Origin of the sequence: Mitsuaria sp. WAJ17, from assembly GCF_014174515.1 — a bacterium.
Classification (GTDB): Bacteria; Pseudomonadota; Gammaproteobacteria; order Burkholderiales; family Burkholderiaceae_C; genus Roseateles_B.
Genome location: NZ_JACJUG010000021.1, coordinates 68,518 through 87,916 on the forward strand (window position 1 = coordinate 68,518; position 19,399 = coordinate 87,916).

The window sequence follows — 19,399 nt, forward strand, 5'->3', positions numbered from 1 at the left end:
TGTAAACGATGGGGGGATTCTGGCGACCTTCCCTGACAGCTGGCTGAGCGGTCCGGCAGCGCCGTTCATCCGGCGTTCATCCCAGCTGGAGCGCCTGGGCGGGGGCGTGGTCCTGCTCGAACTTCAGGGTGTGCACGAGGCTGGCGAAGTCCAGCTCCAGCTGCGCCGAGGCGCCGGGTGCACGCCAGCTCAGGCGCAGGCCCGAGCGGCCCAGTGCCTGCGCCTCAAACTGGCCGCCGAAGGCCGGATGGCTGTTGCGCAGGCGGATCAGCTGCAGCAGTTGCTGCACCACCGGGCGCCGGCACTGGGCCTCGATCTCCTCGGGGGTGTAGTGCCGGCGGTTGATGTCCCGGCCCACGCCGCTGCGCTCCAGCAGCGCCATGTCATTCAGGCCGGCCAGCAGGCCCACGTAGTAGACCTGGGGCACGCCCGGCAGGAAGAACTGCAGGGCGCGGGCCAGCAGGTAGCGGCGCTCGTCGCGGCCCATGGCGTCGAAGAAGCTGCAGTTGACCTGGTAGAGGTCCAGGTTGGACGCCGCCGCGCCGGTGGCCTGGCGGCTCTGGCCACCGCTGAGCTCGTGGATGCGCTCCACCAGGGCGTCCAGCTCCTCGGGCGGCACCAGGCCGGGCGAGCCCTGGCGGTCCGCGGCATCGGAGCCGATGTCGATGATGCCGATGCCGTCATGCGTGTCCAGCACCGTCAGCGCATTCGTCGGCCGCATGCCGATCCATCGCAACAGCGGCCCGGCCGTTGCGAAGGCGAAGGCATGCAGCACCAGGGGCGGCAGCGCGAAGTCATAGACCCAGTCCACCTGCCGCGCGATCTCGATCTGGCGCTGGTAGTAGGCATGGATCTCCACCAGCACCTCCAGGCCCAGAGCCTGCGCACGGGCGCTGAACTCGGCGATGAAGGCGAAGGTCTCCGGCATCATGAAGCAGGACTCGCCCGCCTTCTTGATCGCATAGCCCGCCGCGTCCAGGCGGATCATGCGCACGCCGCTGTCGGCCAGGCGCTGCAGGATGCCGTCCAGATAGGCCTGGCCCTGCGGGTGCTGCACGTCGATGTCCAACTGCTGGGGCGTGAAGGTGGTCCAGAGAATGCGCTTCTCACCGGTTCGCAGCGTGGCCGTGGTCAGCGGAAGACCCGGGCGCGGCCGGTAGACCTTCAACAACTGCTGCTCCGTCGCACCATTGGGGAAGACGGCGTCCAGCGTGAGGAAGAGCCCCGCATACGGCGAGTGCTCGCCCTGGGCCGAGTAGTCCTGGAACTGGGGCGAATCCGCCGAGATGTGGTTGACGATGACGTCCGCCATCACGTCAAGCTCGCTGGACAGCGCGCGCACATCCTCCCAATCGCCCAGGCGCGGATCCACACGGGCATGGTCGATGGGATCGAAGCCGGCGTCCGCCCCGTCGATGGGGAAGAAGAAGGGCAGCAGGTGCACGCCGCCGAACAGGCCGGCCAGCGGGCCCGGACCGGACAGCAGCTGGCGCAGCTGAGGCAGACCGCCGCCACCAAGGCGGTCGGTGTAGGTGATGAGTTGGACTTGGTTCTTCATGGGTACTGCATTCCCTGCGGCGGGCCGCACGAGACAGGAAAGAAATGGGTTCAGAACGGACGATGGCGTTCAGGGTCAGGTCTTGCTAGGCGGCGCCTGAGGCCGCGCCGAGCGCACGCGCAGCACCGCCAGCGCAGCGCCCAGCAGCAGCACGCCGGCCAGGCGGATCACGTTCTCGGGGCGCCCCTGCAGCCAGGGGCCATAGATCAGCGACAGCAGCGGATTCACCCACACGCCGCCGCCGATGGGCGCGATGGCGTCGGTGTCGCCGACCCCGGTGAAGACAAATGCCGCATCACTGAAGGCCTAGCTTCCGAGGTGGCCGCTGCCAATGCCGGAAAGGCTGTAGGTGCTGGGCACGGCGCTGGCGGGCTGGGCCACGAGACAAGCCGCGCCAAGCACGAGCACGCGAAGAAGAGATGACGGATTCATGCTGTAGTCCTCATGACAATGAATCGGACAGGCGCGAAAGCCTGGGTGCAGACCGTGGGGGCCTCAGTCAGCAGCATCGCCGCGCCGTCGTGCCACCAGGTCCAGCGCGCAAGACCTGCACCACACATCGGCATCAAGAACCCCGGCAGGCAACGAATGCCCCTGGGTGGTCGCTCGCAATGTCGCGGCAGCGTGGACGGGATTGGCGGCCGGTTCGGCCACGCGCTTCCAGCTACTGTCGCGCTGATCCGTGCTCAGGACATGGTCATCCATGCGCAGCTGGCGAGCGCCGGGAGCGCTCCCCTTTGCCTCCGAGGCCACCCCCTGCCTTTCGCCCGGCACCAGGCGCTGCACATGCAAGTCATGCCCCGACCAGAACAGCTCAGGCGCCGGGGCCGCGTCAGACTTGACGGGCGGGAGATCGACCCAGCGCGCGGCCTTCGTCTGCGCATGCCCGAGGACCAGGCGATGACGCCCGGAGGCGTCCCGTGCGGTCAAGGCGAAACGCGTTCCGTCCGCGGACCAGCGAGCCGGGCCGATCGCAGCCAGGTCGACAAGAAGGCCGGCAAGTACGGCCTGACCATTCAGGCTCAGCACCGGCGCGCGCGCGTCCGCACCTGTGAAATGCGGGCCCCTTCGACGAGAAGCACATGTCTGCCGTCCGGCGAGAAGGAGGCCCCACGGCCGTCGTCCACGTACTCGGCGACCACTGCGTTGCGGCCCAGATCGAACACCAGGCTCTCCGTGCTCGAGGGATTGAGGCTCCCGCTGGCGACCACGCGGTCACTGCCCAGCCATTCCAGCGACTCGACGAAACGCATGCCACTGCACCCCTCGCCGACGGCCAGGGGCTTGATGGGCAGGCGGGACAGCGCCCGGCCCTGCGGGTCGATCACCACCAGCCAGGCCAGGGCCGAGCCCGGGTCCGCATCGTCGATGTAGGCGATCCGGCTGCCGTCACGCGACCAGGCTGGCAGCCGGGCCCTGGACGAGGCCATGCCGAAGCAATGCAGGGCGCCGCCGTCGAGGCCGAGGGCATGCACAAGAGCCCCGCTGCCGCCAGGGACATGGCGAGGCTGGAGGATCCTCCGGGCGCGGCCAGCGCCTTCTCGGACGACCAGGTGGACCGGCGCATGATGGTGCGCCAGGGACGGCAAGACATCGACTGCTCCCTGATGTGGATGATCGGAGGTGCGGCGCACTGGAAGATCGACGGGCCGACGACGCCTGGCATCACGCGCCGCCGTGCCTTCCGCTGCCTTCCTCTGCTTTCAGGGCACGCACTTATGCCGTTATTCAGATGACCCAGTCCGGTCAACGGCAGTCATGCGGAACCTCCTCAAGTCTGAAGGTCCGCGCCCCGTTCACGGGCCCCCGTCGAGCCGAAGACCCTGCCTCCCGGCAGGCCAGACTGGGACCGCTGCACGCGGCAGGCCAAGCAGGGACCGCTGCACGCGGCAGGCCCGGTAGGGACCGCTGCACGCGGCCCCTCGGTCGCTCAGCGCACCGGCGCGCTCGCGCGCAGGCTCAGGTGCACCGGCAGCGTGATGGGCGCCAGGCGCTCGCCTTCCAGCATCTTCAGCAAGGCCGCGACCAGCTCGGCGCCGGCCTTGGAGACCGGCTGGTGCACGCTGGACAGCGGGGGGTCGCTGTAGGTCGCGAGGGGCATGTCGTCATAGCCGATGACAGCCACCTCCTCCGGGACACGGCGGCCCAGGGCGCGCAGCACCTGCAAGGACTGCAGGGCCAGCAGGTCGCTGCAGGCGACGACGGCGTCGATGTCGCGGTGCGCGCCGAAGAAGTCCAGCATCTGCCGGCGCGCCATGCTGACCTCGAAGGGGGCCGGCAGCTCCAGCGCCGGGTCGGGCTGGATGCCGGCCGTGCGCAGGGCCTGCCAGTAGCCTTCACGGCGGTGCATGACCTCGGGCAGCTCGGCATCGCCCAGGAAGGCGATGCGGCGCCGGCCCAGGGACAGCATGTGCTCGGTGGCCAGGCGTCCACCCAGGACATTGTCCCCCCCGACGCTGCAGTAGAGCTGCTGCGGCAGCTGTGCCCCCCAGACCACCACGGGCAGCTTGCGCGCGGCCAGCTCGTTGAGCTGGTCGTGGTGCCGCCACTGGCCGATGATCAGCAGGCCGGCGGCCTTGCCCGAATCCACCGCGTGCGAGGCCTGGTCCAGGTGCTCGGCATCCACGCGCTGCAGCAGCATGTCGTAGCCGCGGTCCGTCAGGGCGTCGGCAATGGCGCCGACGATGGACAGGAAGAAGGGGTCGGAGATGTGCTGGCGGGAGTCGGCGTCGTAGGGCACGACCACCGCGATGGTGCGGTTCTTCTGCAGGCGCAGATTCTGCGCGCTGAGGTTGATCGAGTAGTTCAGCGAGCGGGCCAGGTCGGCGACCCGCTGCCGGGTCTCGGGGTTCACCAGCGTGCTGCCGTTGAGGGCGCGTGACACGGTGGACACCGACACGCCGGCCAGGCGCGCGATGTCGGCCATCTGCAGGCGGCGCTGTTCGGCGCGCGGGACGGACTTCTCTTCGCTCATGGGCGCAAGCATACTGCGGCCTCTGGCGGCGGACGGAAGGTCTCTGCAGACCATGAAGGCGAGCCGGGCCAGGATGTGAAATAGAACTGCAAACAGCCGGAAAGAAGCCGCTTGCGTTCCGACGTTCTTCTGGAAGCACCCTGCGATGCTTCATGACGGTCCTAGGCACGGGAGGAGCCCCGCCCTGGCGGGCACGGGGGCGGAAAGAACGCTGACAAGCCGCCTATGTAGGACCGGCTTGGCGCCTGCTCAGCCAGCGTCGCTTGACAGCGATTGCCGCCTCGGCTGCCATGAGAAACGGCAGGTATATCGAAATCCCAAAGAAGGAATTGAGTTCAAAATCCTGCCAGAGCCTCTCTGAAATCGACTCTTCCAGAGGGTAGAGATAAACGTAGGTAGCCACATGAGCCATCAACGGAATTAGGGGCGCAGAGTAGATCATTGCCCTCTTCCTTGATGAGGCCATCGCAAGCAGGCCGATCACCGCGCCGAAGCCTATCGAATAGGCAGCGCCTCGGAGCCCATAGCTTCCCAGCATCAGCAAGATCTGCGCTATTCGCTTGCTGCCTGACCAATCCAGCGCTGTATGCGCGAGAGCCTTGCCAACAGCCAATGCCACGTCACCTGGGACGAGGGGGAAATCATCGCAAAGCACCCATAGAAGGCAGCCCCCAAGAGCTCCCAAGATGCAGAAAAGGAGACCTGACCGCATCAATTCATTGGATCTCATCTGGTTGCCTGTACAAGAAAACAGCAGCCGAGTGGAGCTCACACTGGCGCGGGCATGCACGCGCTAGAAGGCCTTTCGAATCAATGCTGGGACTCCCACGCATGCGGCAGAGCTTGCGCATGCAGGCGCTGCGGTCCCGTTCGACTGCGCCATGCGGGACCAGCTTGTCCGCCTTGCGTCCTGCTCGCTCAGGCCCTGGCTTCGCTCATGGCCGAGAAGCGGCAACGCCTCACAACTCTCGTTGCAAGGCGTTGTACTCAGGCGCACCGCAGTGTGTCAGCGCATTGACGCGGGCTGCGGCGGCCGGTTGTCACTGTCGAGGGTGCAGCCCCTCGGCCGGTTGACAGTCATCAATCGCGGGCGTAGATGTCCACGTCCTTGGTCTCACGGACGAAGAGCATGCCGATCACGAAGCTCATCGCGGCCACGCCGATGGGGTACCAGAGGCCGTGATAGATGTTGCCGTTCTGCGCCACCATCGCGAAGGTGATGGAGGGCAGCAGGCCGCCGAACCAGCCATTGCCGATGTGGTACGGCAGGCTCATGGAGGTGTAGCGGATGCGGGTCGGGAACATCTCCACCAGCATGGCGGCGATCGGGCCGTAGACCATGGTCACGTAGATCACCAGCACGCTCAGGATGGCCACGACCAGCGGCTTGTTGACCTTGGCCGGATCGGCCTTGGCAGGATAGCCTGCGCCCTTCAGCGCATCGCCCAGTTCCTTCTTGAAGGCGGCGATGCCCTTAGTGCTGGCCTCGTCGAACTTGTGCTCCGTGGCCTTGGTGGCGTTCAGGGAGTTGACGACGGTCTCGCCGACCTTGACCTGAGCCACGGTCCCGGCCGGACCGGGGATGGTCTCGTAGCTGGCGGCCGACTGGGCCAGGGCGCGCTTGGCGATGTCGCAGGAGCTGGTGAAGTCCACCTCGCGAGCCACCGGGCTGCCCTGGAAAGAGCAGGTAGCCGGATCCACGGTCAGCGTGATCTTGGCCGTGGCCTGGGCCTTGGCGAGATCCGGGTTGGCGGCGTCGGTCAGGGCCTTGAACAGCGGGAAGTAGGTCACGATGGCCAGCAGCAGGCCCGCCATGATGATGGGCTTGCGGCCGATCTTGTCGGACAGGGTGCCGAAGACCACGAAGAAGGGCGTGCCGATGATCAGGGACACGGCCACCAGGATGTTGGCCGTGGCCGAGTCCACCTTCAGCACGCTGGTCAGGAAGAACAGCGCGTAGAACTGGCCCGAGTACCACACCACACCCTGGCCGGCCACGAGGCCGAACAGCGCCAGCAGCACGATCTTCAGGTTCTTCCACTGGCCGAAGGACTCGGACAGCGGCGCCTTGGAGGTCTTGCCCTCGGCCTTCATCTTCTGGAAGGCCGGCGATTCATTCATCGACAGGCGGATCCAGACGCTGATGGCCAGCAGCAGGATGGAGACGATGAAGGGAACGCGCCAGCCCCACTCAGCGAAGGCCGTCTCGCCGATGGCGGTACGGGTGCCCAGGATCACCATCAGCGACAGGAACAGGCCCAGCGTCGCCGTGGTCTGGATCCAGGAGGTGTAGGCGCCGCGCCTGCCTTGCGGGGCATGCTCGGCCACATAGGTGGCAGCACCGCCGTACTCACCGCCCAGAGCCAGGCCCTGCAGCATGCGCAGGCCGATCAGGATGACCGGGGCTGCCGCGCCAATGGAGGCATAGCTGGGAAGCACGCCGACGATGAAGGTCGACAGGCCCATGATCAGGATGGTGACCAGGAAGGTGTACTTGCGGCCGATCATGTCGCCCAGTCGCCCGAACACCAGGGCGCCGAAGGGGCGCACGATGAAGCCGGCGGCAAAGGCCAGCAGCGAGGCGATGAAGGCCGCGGACGGGTCCAGGCCCGAGAAGAACTGCTTGGCAATGATGGCTGCCAGCGAACCGTAGAGGTAGAAGTCGTACCACTCGAACACCGTGCCGAGCGAAGAGGCGAAGATGACCTTCTTCTCTTCAGCCGTCATCGGCGTACTGGTCGACACTGCGGAAGCAGTCGCCATGTTTTGTCTCCTGGATCTGTCGTCTGAGGTTCACCACCCCGGTGAGCCTTGGAGCGACTGTGATCCCCTCCTCTGACCTCGATCTGACGCGAGCCTGAACGTTGGCTGACGAAACCCGTTGCAACCCGCATGGGGCATTTCACATAGAGAAATTGACACCCCCCAGTGGGGAAAGCCCCGAGACGCGCGGGGGCGTGGGGTCAGGTCTTGCCTATCACCGGGACCCGCGTGAATCTGCGCGGCGTCGGTCCCCAGGGCAGGCTCAGCTGCCGGGCCGGGCCTGACCCACAGGCAGGCGGGCGGCCTGCTCCCAGCCACCGGCCTGGAACCAGGGATCGCCGCGCAGCCAGGCCGAGAGCATGGGCAGCCCGTCCAGGCCCCAGAACATCTCGCCCTCCACCAGCACGGTGGGCACGCCGAAAAGGCCGGCGGCCAGACCTTCATCAGTCGCCTGGCGCAGGCGCGACTTGACCTCGTCGGACGAAGGATCCAGGGGCGGCGCCAGCAGGGTCTGCAAGGCCTGCAGGCGCTGCGGGTCCAGGGGATCGCCGCCGCCTTCCCAGACGTGGCGCAAGACCTGCTCCACCACCCAGCGAGAGGGGGTCCGGCCCGCTGGTGCGGCGGCCCAGCACAGGCGCAGCAGGGCCAGGGGATTGAAGGGATGGTGCACCGGCAGCTGCAGCGGCAGGCCCAGGCGGTGGGCCTCCCAGAGCACCTGGCGGTAGGTCCAGCTGCGCTTGCCCGGGATCTCGGCCGGCCCCTTGTGGCCATGGGCCTTGAGAAATCCAGCGAAGAGTACGGGCACATAGTCCACCACCACATCCAGCCCTTCCAGGACCTCCGGCAGCCGGGCGAAGGCCAGGGCCGCATAGGGCGAAACGGGGTCGAAATAGAACTGCAGATGGCGCATGCCGGACTCCTGTTTCACGCCCCGGCCGGGGCTTCAGACACTGGGCTCAGCCGCGGTGAAGATGCCCTGCTCCACCAGTTGCTGGCGACGCTGCGGCAGCCGGGCGAGGATCTCCAGGCGCGTGGCGTCATCCGCCTTGGACCAGGCGGTGATCTCGGGAATGGTGCGGGCACAGCCCTCGCACCAGCCGGTGGGCTGGTGGATGCGGCAGACATTGGTGCAGGGCGAGCCCACGCGGGGCGCGGGCGGCGGCGTCAGGGGCAGTGCGCTCATTGCACCACCTCGACCACGGTGGCGCCGGTCAGTTGCTGCAGCTGCCGGGGCGTCATCGGGAAGACGCCATTGGGATGTCCCGCCGCAGCCCAGATGCGGTCAAAGCGGAACAGGGAGGCGTCGATGTAGAGCAGCGGCATCGGCAGGCCGGCGGCCGGAGCAAAGCCAAGGGGCGACACACCACCGATCGAAAAGCCGGTGCGCGCCTTGACGAAGTCGGCGTCGGCCCGACCCAGAGGACCGCTGTGGGCCTGCAGTTTCTTCTCGTCCACCCGGCGATCGCCGGCAGCGATCACCAGCACCGCGGCTTCGTCGGCCCGGCGGCGGAAGACCACGCTCTTGGCAATCTGGCCCAGGCTCACGCCCAGGGCGTCCGCCGCTTCCTGAGCGGTGCGCGCGGCCACCTCCAGCCAGAGCGGCGGGTGCTCGTGGGACAGTTGCTGCAGGGTGCCGCGCACGCGTTCAAAGCCCTCATGAGAGGGCACTGCAGCCGGGACCAGGGGCTGGGTCGACAGGATCTCGCTCATGCCGCCATTGTGTCAGCAGCGGACGCGGGGCGCGGCGGGGCGGGTCAATCCCCTCGGCGAAGACCTAGCAATCCCGTCAATCGCGGCGGCCGCGCTGCGGGGCGTAGCGGTCGCCATCGTCGTCATCGTCGCGGTCCCACCCGCGATCGTGGCCATGGCCGTGCTTGTTATGGCCTCGACCATGACGGTGGCCGTGGGAATGCTCCCAGCCGCGGTGGTCGTGCCAGTCGCGCACCCAGCGCTCCTCAATGAAGAACACCGGCCGGCCGCAAGCGGCGTAGCTGCCGCAGTAGCGTCCCCAGTCACGCACATGGTGGGGCGGTGCATACAGATAGATGGGCGCCGGAGCGCGGTACACATGGCGGGGACGCTGGATCCACACCGGCTCGGCATAGACCACGTCGGGGCGGTACTGAGGACCGATGTCGATGCGGCCGTAGACGCCAGGCTGCACGACACTCAGCGAAATGCCGACGTCGGCGGCCTGGGCCTGGGAGGTCAGCGCCAGCAGCACGGCAGCGCACAGACCGGCAGCGGATCGGGCGAGGGCTCGGGTGGTGGATCGAATCTGCATGAGGATCTCCATTCTGCCCGTCCAACGCAGTCGGCGCGCCGCCGGTGGACCGGCTTTCACAAGCGCTTACATGCCTGGCTGGACTCGCGGCCTCACTGGCGGACTCGCACGCGGCCTCAGTCGCGCTGCAGCTTCACCAGGACTTGCTGCTGCCAGTTCATGAGCATCAGGACACGATCCTCGATGTGCCAGCGCTGCACCTGGCCCAAGACCTCGATCAGCGAACGCTCCTGCGCCATGCCCTGGGGGCAGCTCATCATGGTGGTGAGCACGCGCTTGAACTGGATGCGTTGCCCTTCCAGCGCGAAGTTGCCCATCAGCCGGTTGCAGCCGCCGCTACCGGACAGGCGCAGATGCGCAGCATCCAGGACCAGGTGGGGCGCCCTCGCCCCGCCGGCGGCCGCGCCCAGCGGAGAGCCCAGCAGCTCCTTCACGCGCCACCGCACGTCCAGCAGGCCCTGCTGCAGCGCCTGCTGCGTGCCGGAGGCCGCGGAGGCCGCGGCGCGGGGCGCAGTCTCCGGATCAGTCCGCTCGGCCGCGCCGAGCGGGATCGCCATCAGGCTCAGGCCGGCGCAGAGAAGGGCCGGAAGCAGCACCGTCGAGGTCCTGCGCGCTGGGGTGTTCTTGCACGACATCGGCCCATGTTAGCGGCCCTTCGGGATCGCCTGCAGCGCACTCGCAGGTGCTGTGCGGTCGCCCTTGAACCCAGCCACCAAAGTGATGCCAAAACCCCCCTAGCTTGCGAGTTCTTACAGCTTGACCCTCTTTGAAACGAGCACCTAATCTGCTGCGGCAAACAGCATGCCCGGGCGCCGCTGGTGCCCGGACGCCCCGCCAGGCCGGCTGTTCCTGCATCCCGCAACTCCTTGGCAATGAGGTCCTCTCCATGAACAGCCCCCGCAAGGGTCACGCCGGCAGATCAATCCACAACACCGGCCTGGCGCCCTGGCGCCAGCCCTCGGCGGCACCTCCCTTGCAGCTGGCGCGCATCCTGCATGACGAGCTGTGTCAGCTGCTGTCCTTGGGCTTGGTGCACCTGGCCCAGGCCCGCCGCGAGCTCCCCGGAGCAGATCCCCTGCACAAGGCCGAAGCCCGCGTGCTGGAAGCCCTGCAGGCTTGCCGCCGCCTGATCGAGCAGGTGCGCCATCCGGTCGAGGCACCGGCCATGGCGGGCTTTGCGGACCTGGCCGCCGGCCTGCATCGCAGCGTGCAGTCCTTGGCCGACCAGCACCAGCAGCAGCTCGGCTTCAGTGCCCTGGGCCATACCGAGCAGCTGCCGCCGGGCACCGCGCAGACCTTGCTGAGCGCAGCCCGGGGCCTGCTCATCAACGCCTGCCAGCACGGCCAGCCGTCCTCGGCCCGGCTGCGCCTGGTCGGCGGCCATCGCCAGCTGCGCATCAGCGTCACCAACACCGCCTCGCGCGGCGCCGTGCTGCATGATCAGTTGGAGGCCGTGGCCAGCGGCGGGCGGGGCCTGAGTCTGGTCCGCGAGCAGTTGGCCACCATCGACGCCCAGCTGTTCTGGCAGCGGCAGAACGACCGCATCCATGCCGCCATCCTCTGGCCAGCCCGCAGGAGCGCTGCATGACGTCCATACGCCTCGTGATTGCCGACGACCACAAGCTCGTACGCGAGGGCCTGGTCGCGCTGCTGGAGCGTGAACCGGACATCTGCGTGCTGGCCCAGGCCCGCGACGGCATGGAGCTGATGCGCCACTGCCGGGAGTTCGAGCCCGACGTGGCCCTGGTCGATCTCTGCATGCCCGGTCTCAACGGCCTGGAGGCCATCCAACACATGCGCAAAGAGGCCTGGGGGCCGCGCTGCATCGCGCTGTCGGTGCAGGCGGATGCAACGCAGGTGCGCCAGGTGCTGGACGCCGGGGCGCGCGGCTACCTGCTCAAGCACAACTCCTACGAGGAACTGGCCCGCGGCGTTCGCAATGTGATGCTGGGCCAGGTCTTTGTCAGCGGCGAGCTGATGGGCGCCCTGCTTCAGCCGCAGGCCGCGACCTCGCGCGACAGCCACCGCCTGACCCCGCGCGAGCGTCAGATGGTGCAGTTGCTGTCCGAGGGCTACAGCGCCCAGGAAATCGCCAGCCAGCTGCACCTCAGCGCCAAGACCGTGGCCACGCACCGCGAGAACGTCTTCGCCAAGCTGCAGATCCACGGCATCGCCGAGCTCACGCGCTTTGCGCTTCGCGAGGGCATCAGCAGCCTGGATGTGCACCGCAGCCGCCATGGCGCCGGGCACTGAGCCGGCCCCCGCACTCCCCATTTCCCGCCACCGCACCCCGGTCGCCTCACGGCGATCGGGGTGCCTGCATTTGCGTCTGCTCGGCCGCCACCCGATCCCCTCAGCAAATGTCCTAGACAGATTCCGCGTGCTGCCGATGGCCGGGGCAAGACCTGGCACCTAGTCTTGCGACCTGTCTACGTGACACGCCATGATCGACGCCGCCCTGACCCAGATCACCAGCCAGCTCAACGTCCACCTGCGCCATCGCTTCCAGGTGAACGAGGACCTGGCCGTGCTCTCCAACCTGCTGGAGCAGAACGGCACCCTGGTGCCGCTGATCGCCAACAAGCTGGTGCTCTTCCTGGTGGGCGTGGAACAGGACGCCTATGCGCACCGCGCCATCGGCATGGGGCTCAATGCCCAGGCCCAGTTGCGCGGCAGCGAACCCGTTTTTCTCAACCTGCTGATGATGTGCGCCGCCAACTTCAGCGGCAGCAACTACCCTGAAGCGCTGAAGTTCCTTTCCGGGGCCATCCACTTCTTCCACGAGCGCCCGGTGCTGGACCACCAGAACACGCCCGCGCTGGACCCGTGCCTGGACAAGCTGGTGCTCAACATTGAGAACCTCAGCAGCGCCGAGATGCACAGCCTCTGGGGCATCCACAGCGGCCGCTACCTGCCCTCGGTGCTCTACCGCATCCGCATGGTGAGCATCGCCGGCCAGCACATCCAGGGCCGCGAGGCGCCCATCGCCCAGCTCGACCCGCGCACGATCCGGGGGCTTTCATGACGGCACGCCTGTTGAGCTGGCAGCCTATCCTCGTGCTGCGCCTGCGGCACGGCTATTTCGCCGATGGCCGACCGCGCCGCCTGCGCCTGAGGGCCAGCCCCGACACGCAGGCCTTCATCGCTCGCCATCAATTGGTCGAGCGCTGCGACGGCAGCGAGCTGTGGCTGCACGTGCCTGCCGAGCGCATGGCCCTGTTGTGGTCCGAACGCCTGCAGTTGGACGGCAGCCCGCGCCGGCTGCGCTGGCTTCTGGAGGCCGCCGATCCGGACTATGCGCTCTACACAGACCGCCGCGCCCCGCGCGAAGTGAGCGCGCCGGTGCTGGACGTGCCGCCCGGCGGCGACGCGCAGTCCGCCCTGCTTGGCGCGCCGGCAGACCTGTCCATCGAGCTCAAGCCCCGGCTGTGCACCTGGAAGTACCTGCTGCTGGGCGACTGGGACGCCGCACAGCCGGCCCTGGAGATGGCGGGCCAGCCCGATGCCTTCCGCCGCGACGAGGACGAGCGACTTCCCGATGGCCGCATGGCCTGGGTCTTCCGCTCGCGCCGCCGCTGGCCCCTGGGAGCCCATGGCCCCCAGCACCTGGTGTTGAAGGACCTGGCAGGACGCCATGAGCGCGTGCTGCAGGCCCGTCTGCCCCTGGCCGCCCCGCGCGGCCTGATCCTCGAGAAGCGCCATGGTCGCACGCGGCCAGTGAGCGAGATCTTTGTTCACCCCTAGGAGAGCCCTATGGCCGTTATGAAGACGCCAGGCGTTTACATCGTCGAGAAGAACGCCTTTCCCAACTCCGTGGTCGAAGTCGCGACCGCGGTCCCGGCCTTCGTGGGCCACACCGAGTTTGCGGACAACCGCAACAAGCCCCTGGCTCTGACGCCCTGGCGCATCAGCTCCATGGCCGAGTACCACCAGTTCTTCGGCGGCCCGCCAAAGCCCGTCTTCAAGCTGGAAGAAGCGGCCGACCAGCCCGACTTCATGGCCCAGACCGTGGCGGACGATCCTTCGAGCAAGAAGGGCTACCGCATGGCCCAGCTGGACGGACCGGACGGCGGCGGCTACAGCCTCTACCAGGCCCTGCGCCACTTCTACCAGAACGGCGGCGGGCCCTGCTACATCGTCTCGGTCGGCACCTACAAACAGGACCTGGACCCGGACCGTTTCAAGCAGGGCATCGATGAGCTGCTGAAGGAGCAAGAGCCCACCATGCTCCTGGTGCCCGAGGCCGTGAAGCTCAAGGAAGAGCAGTGCACGGACCTGCAGCAGGCCATGCTGCAGCATTGCGGCAACCGCATGCGCAACCGCATCGCCATCCTGGACGTCTACAACGGCCACAAGGCGCTGAACGACGACAACCCGGTGGGCAAGTTCCGCGACAACCTGGGCATCAACTTCCTGGACTTCGCCGCGGCCTACTACCCCTGGCTCAATACCACGGTGGTCGGTGAGAAAGACCTCAGCTTCGAGAATCTCTCGGCCGACAGCATCGATCTGCTCAAGACCTTGATCCGCGCCGAGCTGCGCATCCCGACGCCCCTGCCCGACGGCGTCAGCGCCCAGACCCGCGCACTGAACGATGCCATCGAGGAGATCAACGGCGACTTCGCCAAGCTGGTCACCGACGAGGCCGCCAAGCGCCCCAACGCCAAGCCGCTGACGCCCGACGAGCTCAGCGCCGGCATCCTGGCCCGCAAGGCCCTGCTCAACAAGACCCTGAGCCGCCACAGCTCGGTCTTCAACACGGTGCTGACCGAGTCTCGCCGCCACCTCAACGTCATGCCACCCAGCAGCGCCATGGCCGGTGTCTACACCATGGTGGACAACACCCGCGGCGTCTGGAAGGCTCCGGCCAACGTGAGCCTGGCCGGCGTGATATCGCCCTGCGTGAGCATCTCGGCCGAGCAGCAGGAGGACCTCAACGTCACCGCGCAGGGCAAGTCCATCAACGCCATCCGCAGCTTCATCGGTGAGGGCGTGCTGGTCTGGGGCGCCCGCACCCTTGACGGCAACAGTCTGGACTGGCGCTACATCAACGTGCGCCGCACCATGATCATGCTGGAGGAGTCCTGCCGCCTGGCGGCCAAGGCGCTGGTCTTCGAGCCCAACGTGGCCAATACCTGGGTGACCATCAAGAGCATGATCAGCAACTTCCTCACGAGCGTGTGGAAGCGCGGCGGCCTGATGGGTGCCGTGCCCGAGGACGCCTTCAGCGTCCACGTGGGCCTGGGCGAGACCATGACGCCCGACGACGTGCTGGAAGGCATCCTGCGCGTCACCGTGCTGGTGGCAATGGTGCGCCCCGCCGAGTTCATCGAGATCACCTTCCAGCAGCAGATGCCCAAGTCCTGATCGGACGGCATTCGACTGGCCGCAGGGCGGTGCGCTAGCCCCCCTGCCCCCAAGGCAACAAGCAATGGAGCAAAGAAATGGCTGATGACGGTTCCAAGCAATCCACCAATGTGTGGCCCTTGCCCAAGTTCTATTTCCAGGTGAAGTGGGATTCCGCCGTGCTGTCCTTCGAGGAAGTCTCGGGACTGGACGTGGAGGCCCAGCCCATCGAGTACCGGCATGGCGACAGCCCCGTCTTCTCGGCGATCAAGATGCCGGGCCTCAAGAAGTACGGCAACGTGACCATGAAGAAGGGCGTGTTCAAGTCGGACAACAAGTTCTGGGAGTGGTTCAACCAGATCAAGATGAACACCATCAAGCGCGTGCCGGTCACGATCAGCCTGCTGGACGAGGAAGGCAAGCCCACCATGGTGTGGACGCTGACCAATGCCTGGCCCAGCAAGATCACGGGCACGGACCTCAAGTCCGAGGGCAACGAGGTGGCCGTCGAGACGATCGAGATCGTCCACGAGGGCCTCACCATCGCCAACGCCTGAGGTCCGGATGGCTGAGAAGCTCCCCGCCTGGATGCGTTCGGTCGCCGCGTTCGCGGCACCGACGCCGCCTGCCGAGATGCCGGTGGCCTTCGCCTTCCGGGTCTCGCTGCTGCACATGCCGGGCCAGCCCAATCCAGTCACCGCCTCGTTCCAGGAGGTGTCCGGACTTGAGCACGCCCTCGACACCGAGGACGTGGCCGAGGGCGGGGAGAACCACTTCGTCCACCAACTGCCCAAGCAGCCCAGGCCGCGGCGGCTGCAGCTCAAGCGCGGCCTGGTGCAGCGCGACTCCAGCTTCGTCAGCTGGTGCCGCCGCAGCCTGCAGGGCGGGCTGGAGACGCCCCTGCAGCTCATCGACCTGCAGGTGCAGCTGATCGATGCCCAGCGGCGACCCCTGATGGTCTGGGGCTGCAACAAGGCCTATCCGGTGCGCTGGACCATTAATGGCTTCGAGTCGCAACGCAACGAGGTGGCCATCGAGGAGATCGAGCTGGCCTACCAGACCCTGGTGAGCCCCACATGAGCCTTGAAGTCCGTCAACTGGTGCTCAAGGCCACGGTGGCCGACGAGGGCGACGACGTCGAGGGTTCCGGCGAGGGCCAGGCCCGTGCGCGCGCCGACGGCGAGGCCTCGCCCCTGGACCCCGAGCTGCTCAAGCAGGAGATCCTGGCGGCCTGCCGCCAGTGGTTCCAGGAAGCCCTGCGCCAGCAACGCGAGCGCTGACCATGAGCAAGCAGCCCCTCACCATCACCCAACTGGTGCCCAACAGCGATCCGCCCACGCCGGATACCAGCAAGCGCTTCAAGGTGCAGATCAATCCGGCGGAGTTCAGCCACTCGCGCGAGATCCGCTACAACAAGCGCCGCACGCAGGGACAGAACCGCAACCGCATGCGCTTCAGCGCCGTGGAGCCCGACGCCATCAGCTTCAGCCTGGTGCTGGACGGCACCGGCGCCGTCGGCGGCGACGGCCCGCAGGTGGAGGTGGTGACCCAGCTGGAGCAGCTCTGCCGCATCGTCTACAACTACGACAGCAGCTCGCACGAACCCAATCATGTGCAGGTGGCCTGGGGCACGCTGATCTTCAACGGCCGCCTGCAGTCCCTCAGCACGCAGTACACCTTGTTCAAGCCCAGCGGTGCGCCCCTTCGCGCCCATTGCGATCTGAGCTTCATGGGCTTCGCCACCAATTCGCAGGCCAACCTGGAGGCCAATCGCTCCTCGCCCGACCTCAGCCACAGCATTCAGGTTGTCGAGGGCGACACCCTGCCGCTGCTGTGCCTGCGCATCTATGGCGACGCGCGCTACTACCCCGAGGTCGCCGCCTTCAACGGCCTGCGGGAGTTCCGCCGCCTGCCTGCCGGGCTGCGCCTGCACTTCCCGCCGCTGAGCTGAATCATGTCGCAGTCCCCCGCCCTCAACAGCGACGGCCCGGTCCGGGTCACGGTGTCCTGCGACGGCAAGGCGCAGGCCGCGCTGCCGCTGATATCGCTCACCATCCGCCATGCGCTCAACAGCGTCTCCTGGGCCCGCCTGGTGATCCAGGACGGCGACATGCCAGCAGGCACGGCCCCGCTCAGCGAAGGGGACCTCTTCAAGCCCGGCGCGAAGATCACCATCAGCGCCGGCTACGGTGACGACGAGGAGTTGATCTTCAGCGGACTCCTGGTCCGCCACGGCTTTCGCATCTTCGGCGAGAACGACAGCCGCCTGGAGCTGGAATGCCGACATGCCGCCTGCAAGATGACCCTGGGCCGGCGCAGCGCCCACTATGTCGATCAGACCGACAGCGCCGTGATCCAGAGCCTGATCTCGGCCCATGGCCTCGATGCCGAGGTGGACAGCACCTCGATCCAGCACAAGATGCTGGCCCAACACTACTGCAGCGACTGGGACTTCATGCTGGCACGCGCCGAGCTGATGGGCCTGGTGCTTCAATGCGAGGACGACAAGCTGGTCGTCAAGGCACCGGCCCTCAGCGCAGCCCCGGCGCTGAAGGTGAGCTGGGGCGCCGACCTGATCGAGTTCAGTGCCGACATCGATGCCCGCAGCCAATGGACCGCCGTGCAGGCCTCCAGCTGGAGCCTGGAGAGCCAGGCCCTGCTTCAGGGCAGCAGCGAGAGCCCCGGCAGCGACGCCGGCCAGGGCAATCTGGATGGCGCCACGCTCGCTGGCGTGGCATCGCCGGCCACGTTCGCCCTGCAGAGCTGCGCTCCGCAGAGCAAGGACGTGCTGGATGCCTGGGCCAAGTCCACCCAGCTGAAGGCCACGCTGGCCCGCCAACGCGGCCAGCTGAGCTTCCAGGGCAGTGCGCTGGCAAAGCCCGGCACCGTCCTGAAGCTCAAGGGGGTGGGGGCGCGCTTCAATGGCAAGTGCTACCTCAGTGCCGTCCAGCATGAGATCAGCGACGGCAACTGGATCAGCCACGCCGAGTTCGGCATGCCGCCGGACTGGCAGATGCAGCGCCCTGACATCAAGGCGCCCGCCAACGCCGGCCTGCTGCCGGGCGTGCGCGGTCTGCACATCGGCAAGGTCGTCAAGCTCGATGCCGACCCGGAAGGCCAGCAGCGCATCCAGATCTCCCTGCCCGCCCTGATGGCCGACACCCCGACCATCTGGGCCCGCCTGGCCCAGTTCCACGCCTCCAACGGCTTCGGCAGCTTTTTCCTGCCCGAGGTGGACGACGAGGTCATCGTCGGCTTCTTCAACGACGACCCCACCCACCCGGTGGTGCTGGGCAGCCTCTACTCCAGCAGCCGCGTGCCGCCCTACGAGCTGGCCGCCGAGAACAACACCAAGGCCGTGGTCACCCGCTACAAGCACCGGCTGATCTTCGACGAGGAAAAGAAGTCCATCACCATCGAGACCGCCTCGAAGAACACGCTGATCCTGGACGACGAGGGCAAGCAGTGCGTACTCAAGGACCAGAACGGCAACAGCATCACCCTGGACCAGAACGGCATCACGCTGGACAGCATCAAGGACATCAAGATGACCGCCAAGGCCAACATCCAGGGCGATGCCACGGCCAAGATCGCCTGGAGCGCCACGGCCGACTACAGCGCCAAGGGGCTCAACGTCAGCGCCGAAGCCCAGGTGGGCTTCACCGCCAAGGGCGCTGCCACCGCCGAGCTTTCCGCGTCCGGCCAGACCACCGTCAAGGGTGCGCTGGTCATGATCAATTGAGAGGCCCGCCATGCCCCCCGCTGCCCGCCTCACCGACCTCCACACCTGCCCCATGCAAACCCCCGGGCTGCCGCCCATTCCCCACGTCGGCGGGCCCATCGTCGGCCCGGGCGTGCCCACCGTGCTGATCGGCAGCATCCCGGCCGCCGTGGTGGGCGACAACGCCGTCTGCGTGGGTCCGCCCGACACCATCGTGATGGGCTCGACCACCGTGCTGATCGGCAACAAGCCCGCCGCCCGCATCGGCGATCCCACGGCGCACGGCGGCAGCATCGTGCTTGGGCTCCCGACCGTCCTGATTGGTGGATGACATGAGCATTCTTGGTCGAGGCTGGAGCTTCCCACCGCGCTTCGATGCGGACCAGCGCCTGATGCTGTGCGAGGACGTGCCGGACATCGAGGAGAGCCTGCGCATTCTCTTCGGAACGCGCCGCGGCGAGCGGGTGATGCAGCATGCCTACGGCACCCTGCTGCACCAGTTCGTCTTCGAGCAGGCCACGCCACAGACGCTCAATGAACTGTGCAGCATGCTGCGCCTGGCCATCATGTACTTCGAGCCACGCATCGAGGTGGAAGCCCTGGAGGCACGGGTCTCGCCCGAGGACTGGGCGCGCATCGAGGTCGATCTGGCCTACCGCGTGCGCACCACCAACACGCGGCACAACATGGTCTACCCGCTCTACCTGGACCAGGCCAGCCACCCGGTGCTGGCCGGCTGAGCACGAAAGCCCC

Annotated in this window: 26 protein-coding genes; 13 read left to right on the forward strand and 13 right to left on the reverse strand. The window is 67.3% G+C overall.

Features of this window, described 5'->3' with window-relative positions; translation table 11 throughout:
• Positions 1 to 76 precede the first annotated feature (76 nt).
• From gtfA to H5407_RS16880, 5 genes are all read right to left on the reverse strand, one after another.
• Positions 77 to 1,558 carry a sucrose phosphorylase gene (gene gtfA, locus H5407_RS16865; protein ID WP_183105640.1) on the reverse strand — a complete coding sequence of 494 codons (1,482 nt, stop codon included), beginning with the start codon at positions 1,556 to 1,558 and terminating at the stop codon, positions 77 to 79.
• A gap of 75 nt (positions 1,559 to 1,633) precedes the next feature.
• On the reverse strand, positions 1,634 to 1,786 hold the full coding sequence (locus H5407_RS16870; RefSeq protein ID WP_183105641.1) for a hypothetical protein: 153 nt from the start codon (positions 1,784 to 1,786) through the stop codon (positions 1,634 to 1,636).
• 78 nt (positions 1,787 to 1,864) lie between these two features.
• Positions 1,865 to 1,990 carry a hypothetical protein gene (locus H5407_RS24375; RefSeq protein WP_255501292.1) on the reverse strand — a complete coding sequence of 42 codons (126 nt, stop codon included), beginning with the start codon at positions 1,988 to 1,990 and terminating at the stop codon, positions 1,865 to 1,867.
• Between the two features lie 63 nt (positions 1,991 to 2,053).
• Positions 2,054 to 2,587, reverse strand: coding sequence for a hypothetical protein (locus tag H5407_RS16875; RefSeq protein ID WP_183105642.1), 534 nt, complete (start codon positions 2,585 to 2,587; stop codon positions 2,054 to 2,056).
• Positions 2,581 to 2,988, reverse strand: coding sequence for a hypothetical protein (locus H5407_RS16880; protein WP_183105643.1), 408 nt, complete (start codon positions 2,986 to 2,988; stop codon positions 2,581 to 2,583). The genes H5407_RS16875 and H5407_RS16880 overlap by 7 nt, the downstream gene beginning before the upstream one ends.
• Positions 2,989 to 3,027: 39 nt before the next feature.
• On the opposite strand from H5407_RS16880, the gene H5407_RS16885 reads away from it, so the two are divergent.
• Positions 3,028 to 3,294 (forward strand): hypothetical protein, encoded by a 267-nt coding sequence (locus H5407_RS16885; RefSeq protein ID WP_183105644.1) that lies wholly within the window; start codon positions 3,028 to 3,030, stop codon positions 3,292 to 3,294.
• 194 nt (positions 3,295 to 3,488) lie between these two features.
• Here H5407_RS16885 and H5407_RS16890 read toward each other — a convergent pair whose 3' ends face one another.
• The 8 genes from H5407_RS16890 to H5407_RS16925 form a co-directional block, all read right to left on the reverse strand.
• Positions 3,489 to 4,532: a LacI family DNA-binding transcriptional regulator gene (locus H5407_RS16890; protein ID WP_255501293.1), complete on the reverse strand. Its 1,044-nt coding sequence runs from the start codon at positions 4,530 to 4,532 to the stop codon at positions 3,489 to 3,491.
• Positions 4,533 to 4,755: 223 nt separating this feature from the next.
• Entirely contained in the window at positions 4,756 to 5,262 is a 507-nt protein-coding gene (locus H5407_RS16895) for a hypothetical protein (protein WP_183105645.1), read from the reverse strand.
• A 350-nt stretch (positions 5,263 to 5,612) separates the two neighbouring features.
• Complete coding sequence (locus H5407_RS16900; RefSeq protein ID WP_183105646.1) at positions 5,613 to 7,295, reverse strand: MFS transporter; 1,683 nt, start codon at positions 7,293 to 7,295, stop codon at positions 5,613 to 5,615.
• Between the two features lie 262 nt (positions 7,296 to 7,557).
• Complete coding sequence (locus H5407_RS16905; protein ID WP_183105647.1) at positions 7,558 to 8,205, reverse strand: 2-hydroxychromene-2-carboxylate isomerase; 648 nt, start codon at positions 8,203 to 8,205, stop codon at positions 7,558 to 7,560.
• 33 nt (positions 8,206 to 8,238) lie between these two features.
• The gene (locus tag H5407_RS16910; RefSeq protein WP_183105648.1) at positions 8,239 to 8,478 is read right to left on the reverse strand and encodes a DUF1289 domain-containing protein; all 240 of its coding nucleotides are present in this window, start codon (positions 8,476 to 8,478) and stop codon (positions 8,239 to 8,241) included.
• Positions 8,475 to 9,005, reverse strand: a complete 531-nt coding sequence (locus H5407_RS16915; protein ID WP_183105649.1) for a YbaK/EbsC family protein — start codon at positions 9,003 to 9,005, stop codon at positions 8,475 to 8,477. The genes H5407_RS16910 and H5407_RS16915 overlap by 4 nt, the downstream gene beginning before the upstream one ends.
• A gap of 76 nt (positions 9,006 to 9,081) precedes the next feature.
• A complete protein-coding gene (locus tag H5407_RS16920; RefSeq protein WP_220800649.1) occupies positions 9,082 to 9,579 on the reverse strand; it encodes a hypothetical protein in 498 nt (165 codons plus the stop codon).
• 116 nt (positions 9,580 to 9,695) lie between these two features.
• Positions 9,696 to 10,136: an META domain-containing protein gene (locus H5407_RS16925; protein ID WP_183105650.1), complete on the reverse strand. Its 441-nt coding sequence runs from the start codon at positions 10,134 to 10,136 to the stop codon at positions 9,696 to 9,698.
• Between the two features lie 329 nt (positions 10,137 to 10,465).
• Here H5407_RS16925 and H5407_RS16930 point away from each other — a divergent pair, with 329 nt between their 5' ends.
• The 12 genes from H5407_RS16930 to H5407_RS16985 all read left to right on the forward strand — a co-directional run bounded on the left by H5407_RS16930 (position 10,466) and on the right by H5407_RS16985 (position 19,386).
• Positions 10,466 to 11,167, forward strand: coding sequence for a sensor histidine kinase (locus H5407_RS16930; RefSeq protein WP_183105651.1), 702 nt, complete (start codon positions 10,466 to 10,468; stop codon positions 11,165 to 11,167).
• Entirely contained in the window at positions 11,164 to 11,832 is a 669-nt protein-coding gene (locus H5407_RS16935; protein WP_183105652.1) for a response regulator transcription factor, read from the forward strand. Before H5407_RS16930 ends, H5407_RS16935 begins: the two co-directional genes overlap by 4 nt.
• Before the next feature lie 190 nt (positions 11,833 to 12,022).
• Positions 12,023 to 12,604, forward strand: coding sequence for a DUF4255 domain-containing protein (locus H5407_RS16940; RefSeq protein WP_183105653.1), 582 nt, complete (start codon positions 12,023 to 12,025; stop codon positions 12,602 to 12,604).
• Positions 12,601 to 13,323, forward strand: coding sequence for a hypothetical protein (locus H5407_RS16945; RefSeq protein WP_183105654.1), 723 nt, complete (start codon positions 12,601 to 12,603; stop codon positions 13,321 to 13,323). Before H5407_RS16940 ends, H5407_RS16945 begins: the two co-directional genes overlap by 4 nt.
• Before the next feature lie 9 nt (positions 13,324 to 13,332).
• Positions 13,333 to 14,946: a phage tail sheath family protein gene (locus tag H5407_RS16950; protein ID WP_183105655.1), complete on the forward strand. Its 1,614-nt coding sequence runs from the start codon at positions 13,333 to 13,335 to the stop codon at positions 14,944 to 14,946.
• A 77-nt stretch (positions 14,947 to 15,023) separates the two neighbouring features.
• On the forward strand, positions 15,024 to 15,482 hold the full coding sequence (locus H5407_RS16955; protein WP_183105656.1) for a phage tail protein: 459 nt from the start codon (positions 15,024 to 15,026) through the stop codon (positions 15,480 to 15,482).
• 7 nt (positions 15,483 to 15,489) lie between these two features.
• Positions 15,490 to 16,005, forward strand: coding sequence for a phage tail protein (locus tag H5407_RS16960; RefSeq protein WP_183105657.1), 516 nt, complete (start codon positions 15,490 to 15,492; stop codon positions 16,003 to 16,005).
• Positions 16,002 to 16,205: a DUF5908 family protein gene (locus H5407_RS16965; RefSeq protein WP_183105658.1), complete on the forward strand. Its 204-nt coding sequence runs from the start codon at positions 16,002 to 16,004 to the stop codon at positions 16,203 to 16,205. Before H5407_RS16960 ends, H5407_RS16965 begins: the two co-directional genes overlap by 4 nt.
• A 2-nt stretch (positions 16,206 to 16,207) precedes the next feature.
• On the forward strand, positions 16,208 to 16,876 hold the full coding sequence (locus H5407_RS16970) for a peptidoglycan-binding protein (protein WP_183105659.1): 669 nt from the start codon (positions 16,208 to 16,210) through the stop codon (positions 16,874 to 16,876).
• Between the two features lie 3 nt (positions 16,877 to 16,879).
• Positions 16,880 to 18,667 carry a type VI secretion system tip protein VgrG gene (gene vgrG / locus H5407_RS16975; protein ID WP_183105660.1) on the forward strand — a complete coding sequence of 596 codons (1,788 nt, stop codon included), beginning with the start codon at positions 16,880 to 16,882 and terminating at the stop codon, positions 18,665 to 18,667.
• A gap of 10 nt (positions 18,668 to 18,677) precedes the next feature.
• A complete protein-coding gene (locus tag H5407_RS16980; protein WP_183105661.1) occupies positions 18,678 to 18,977 on the forward strand; it encodes a PAAR domain-containing protein in 300 nt (99 codons plus the stop codon).
• Position 18,978: 1 nt separating this feature from the next.
• The gene (locus H5407_RS16985; RefSeq protein ID WP_183105662.1) at positions 18,979 to 19,386 is read left to right on the forward strand and encodes a GPW/gp25 family protein; all 408 of its coding nucleotides are present in this window, start codon (positions 18,979 to 18,981) and stop codon (positions 19,384 to 19,386) included.
• Positions 19,387 to 19,399: the final 13 nt, after the last annotated feature.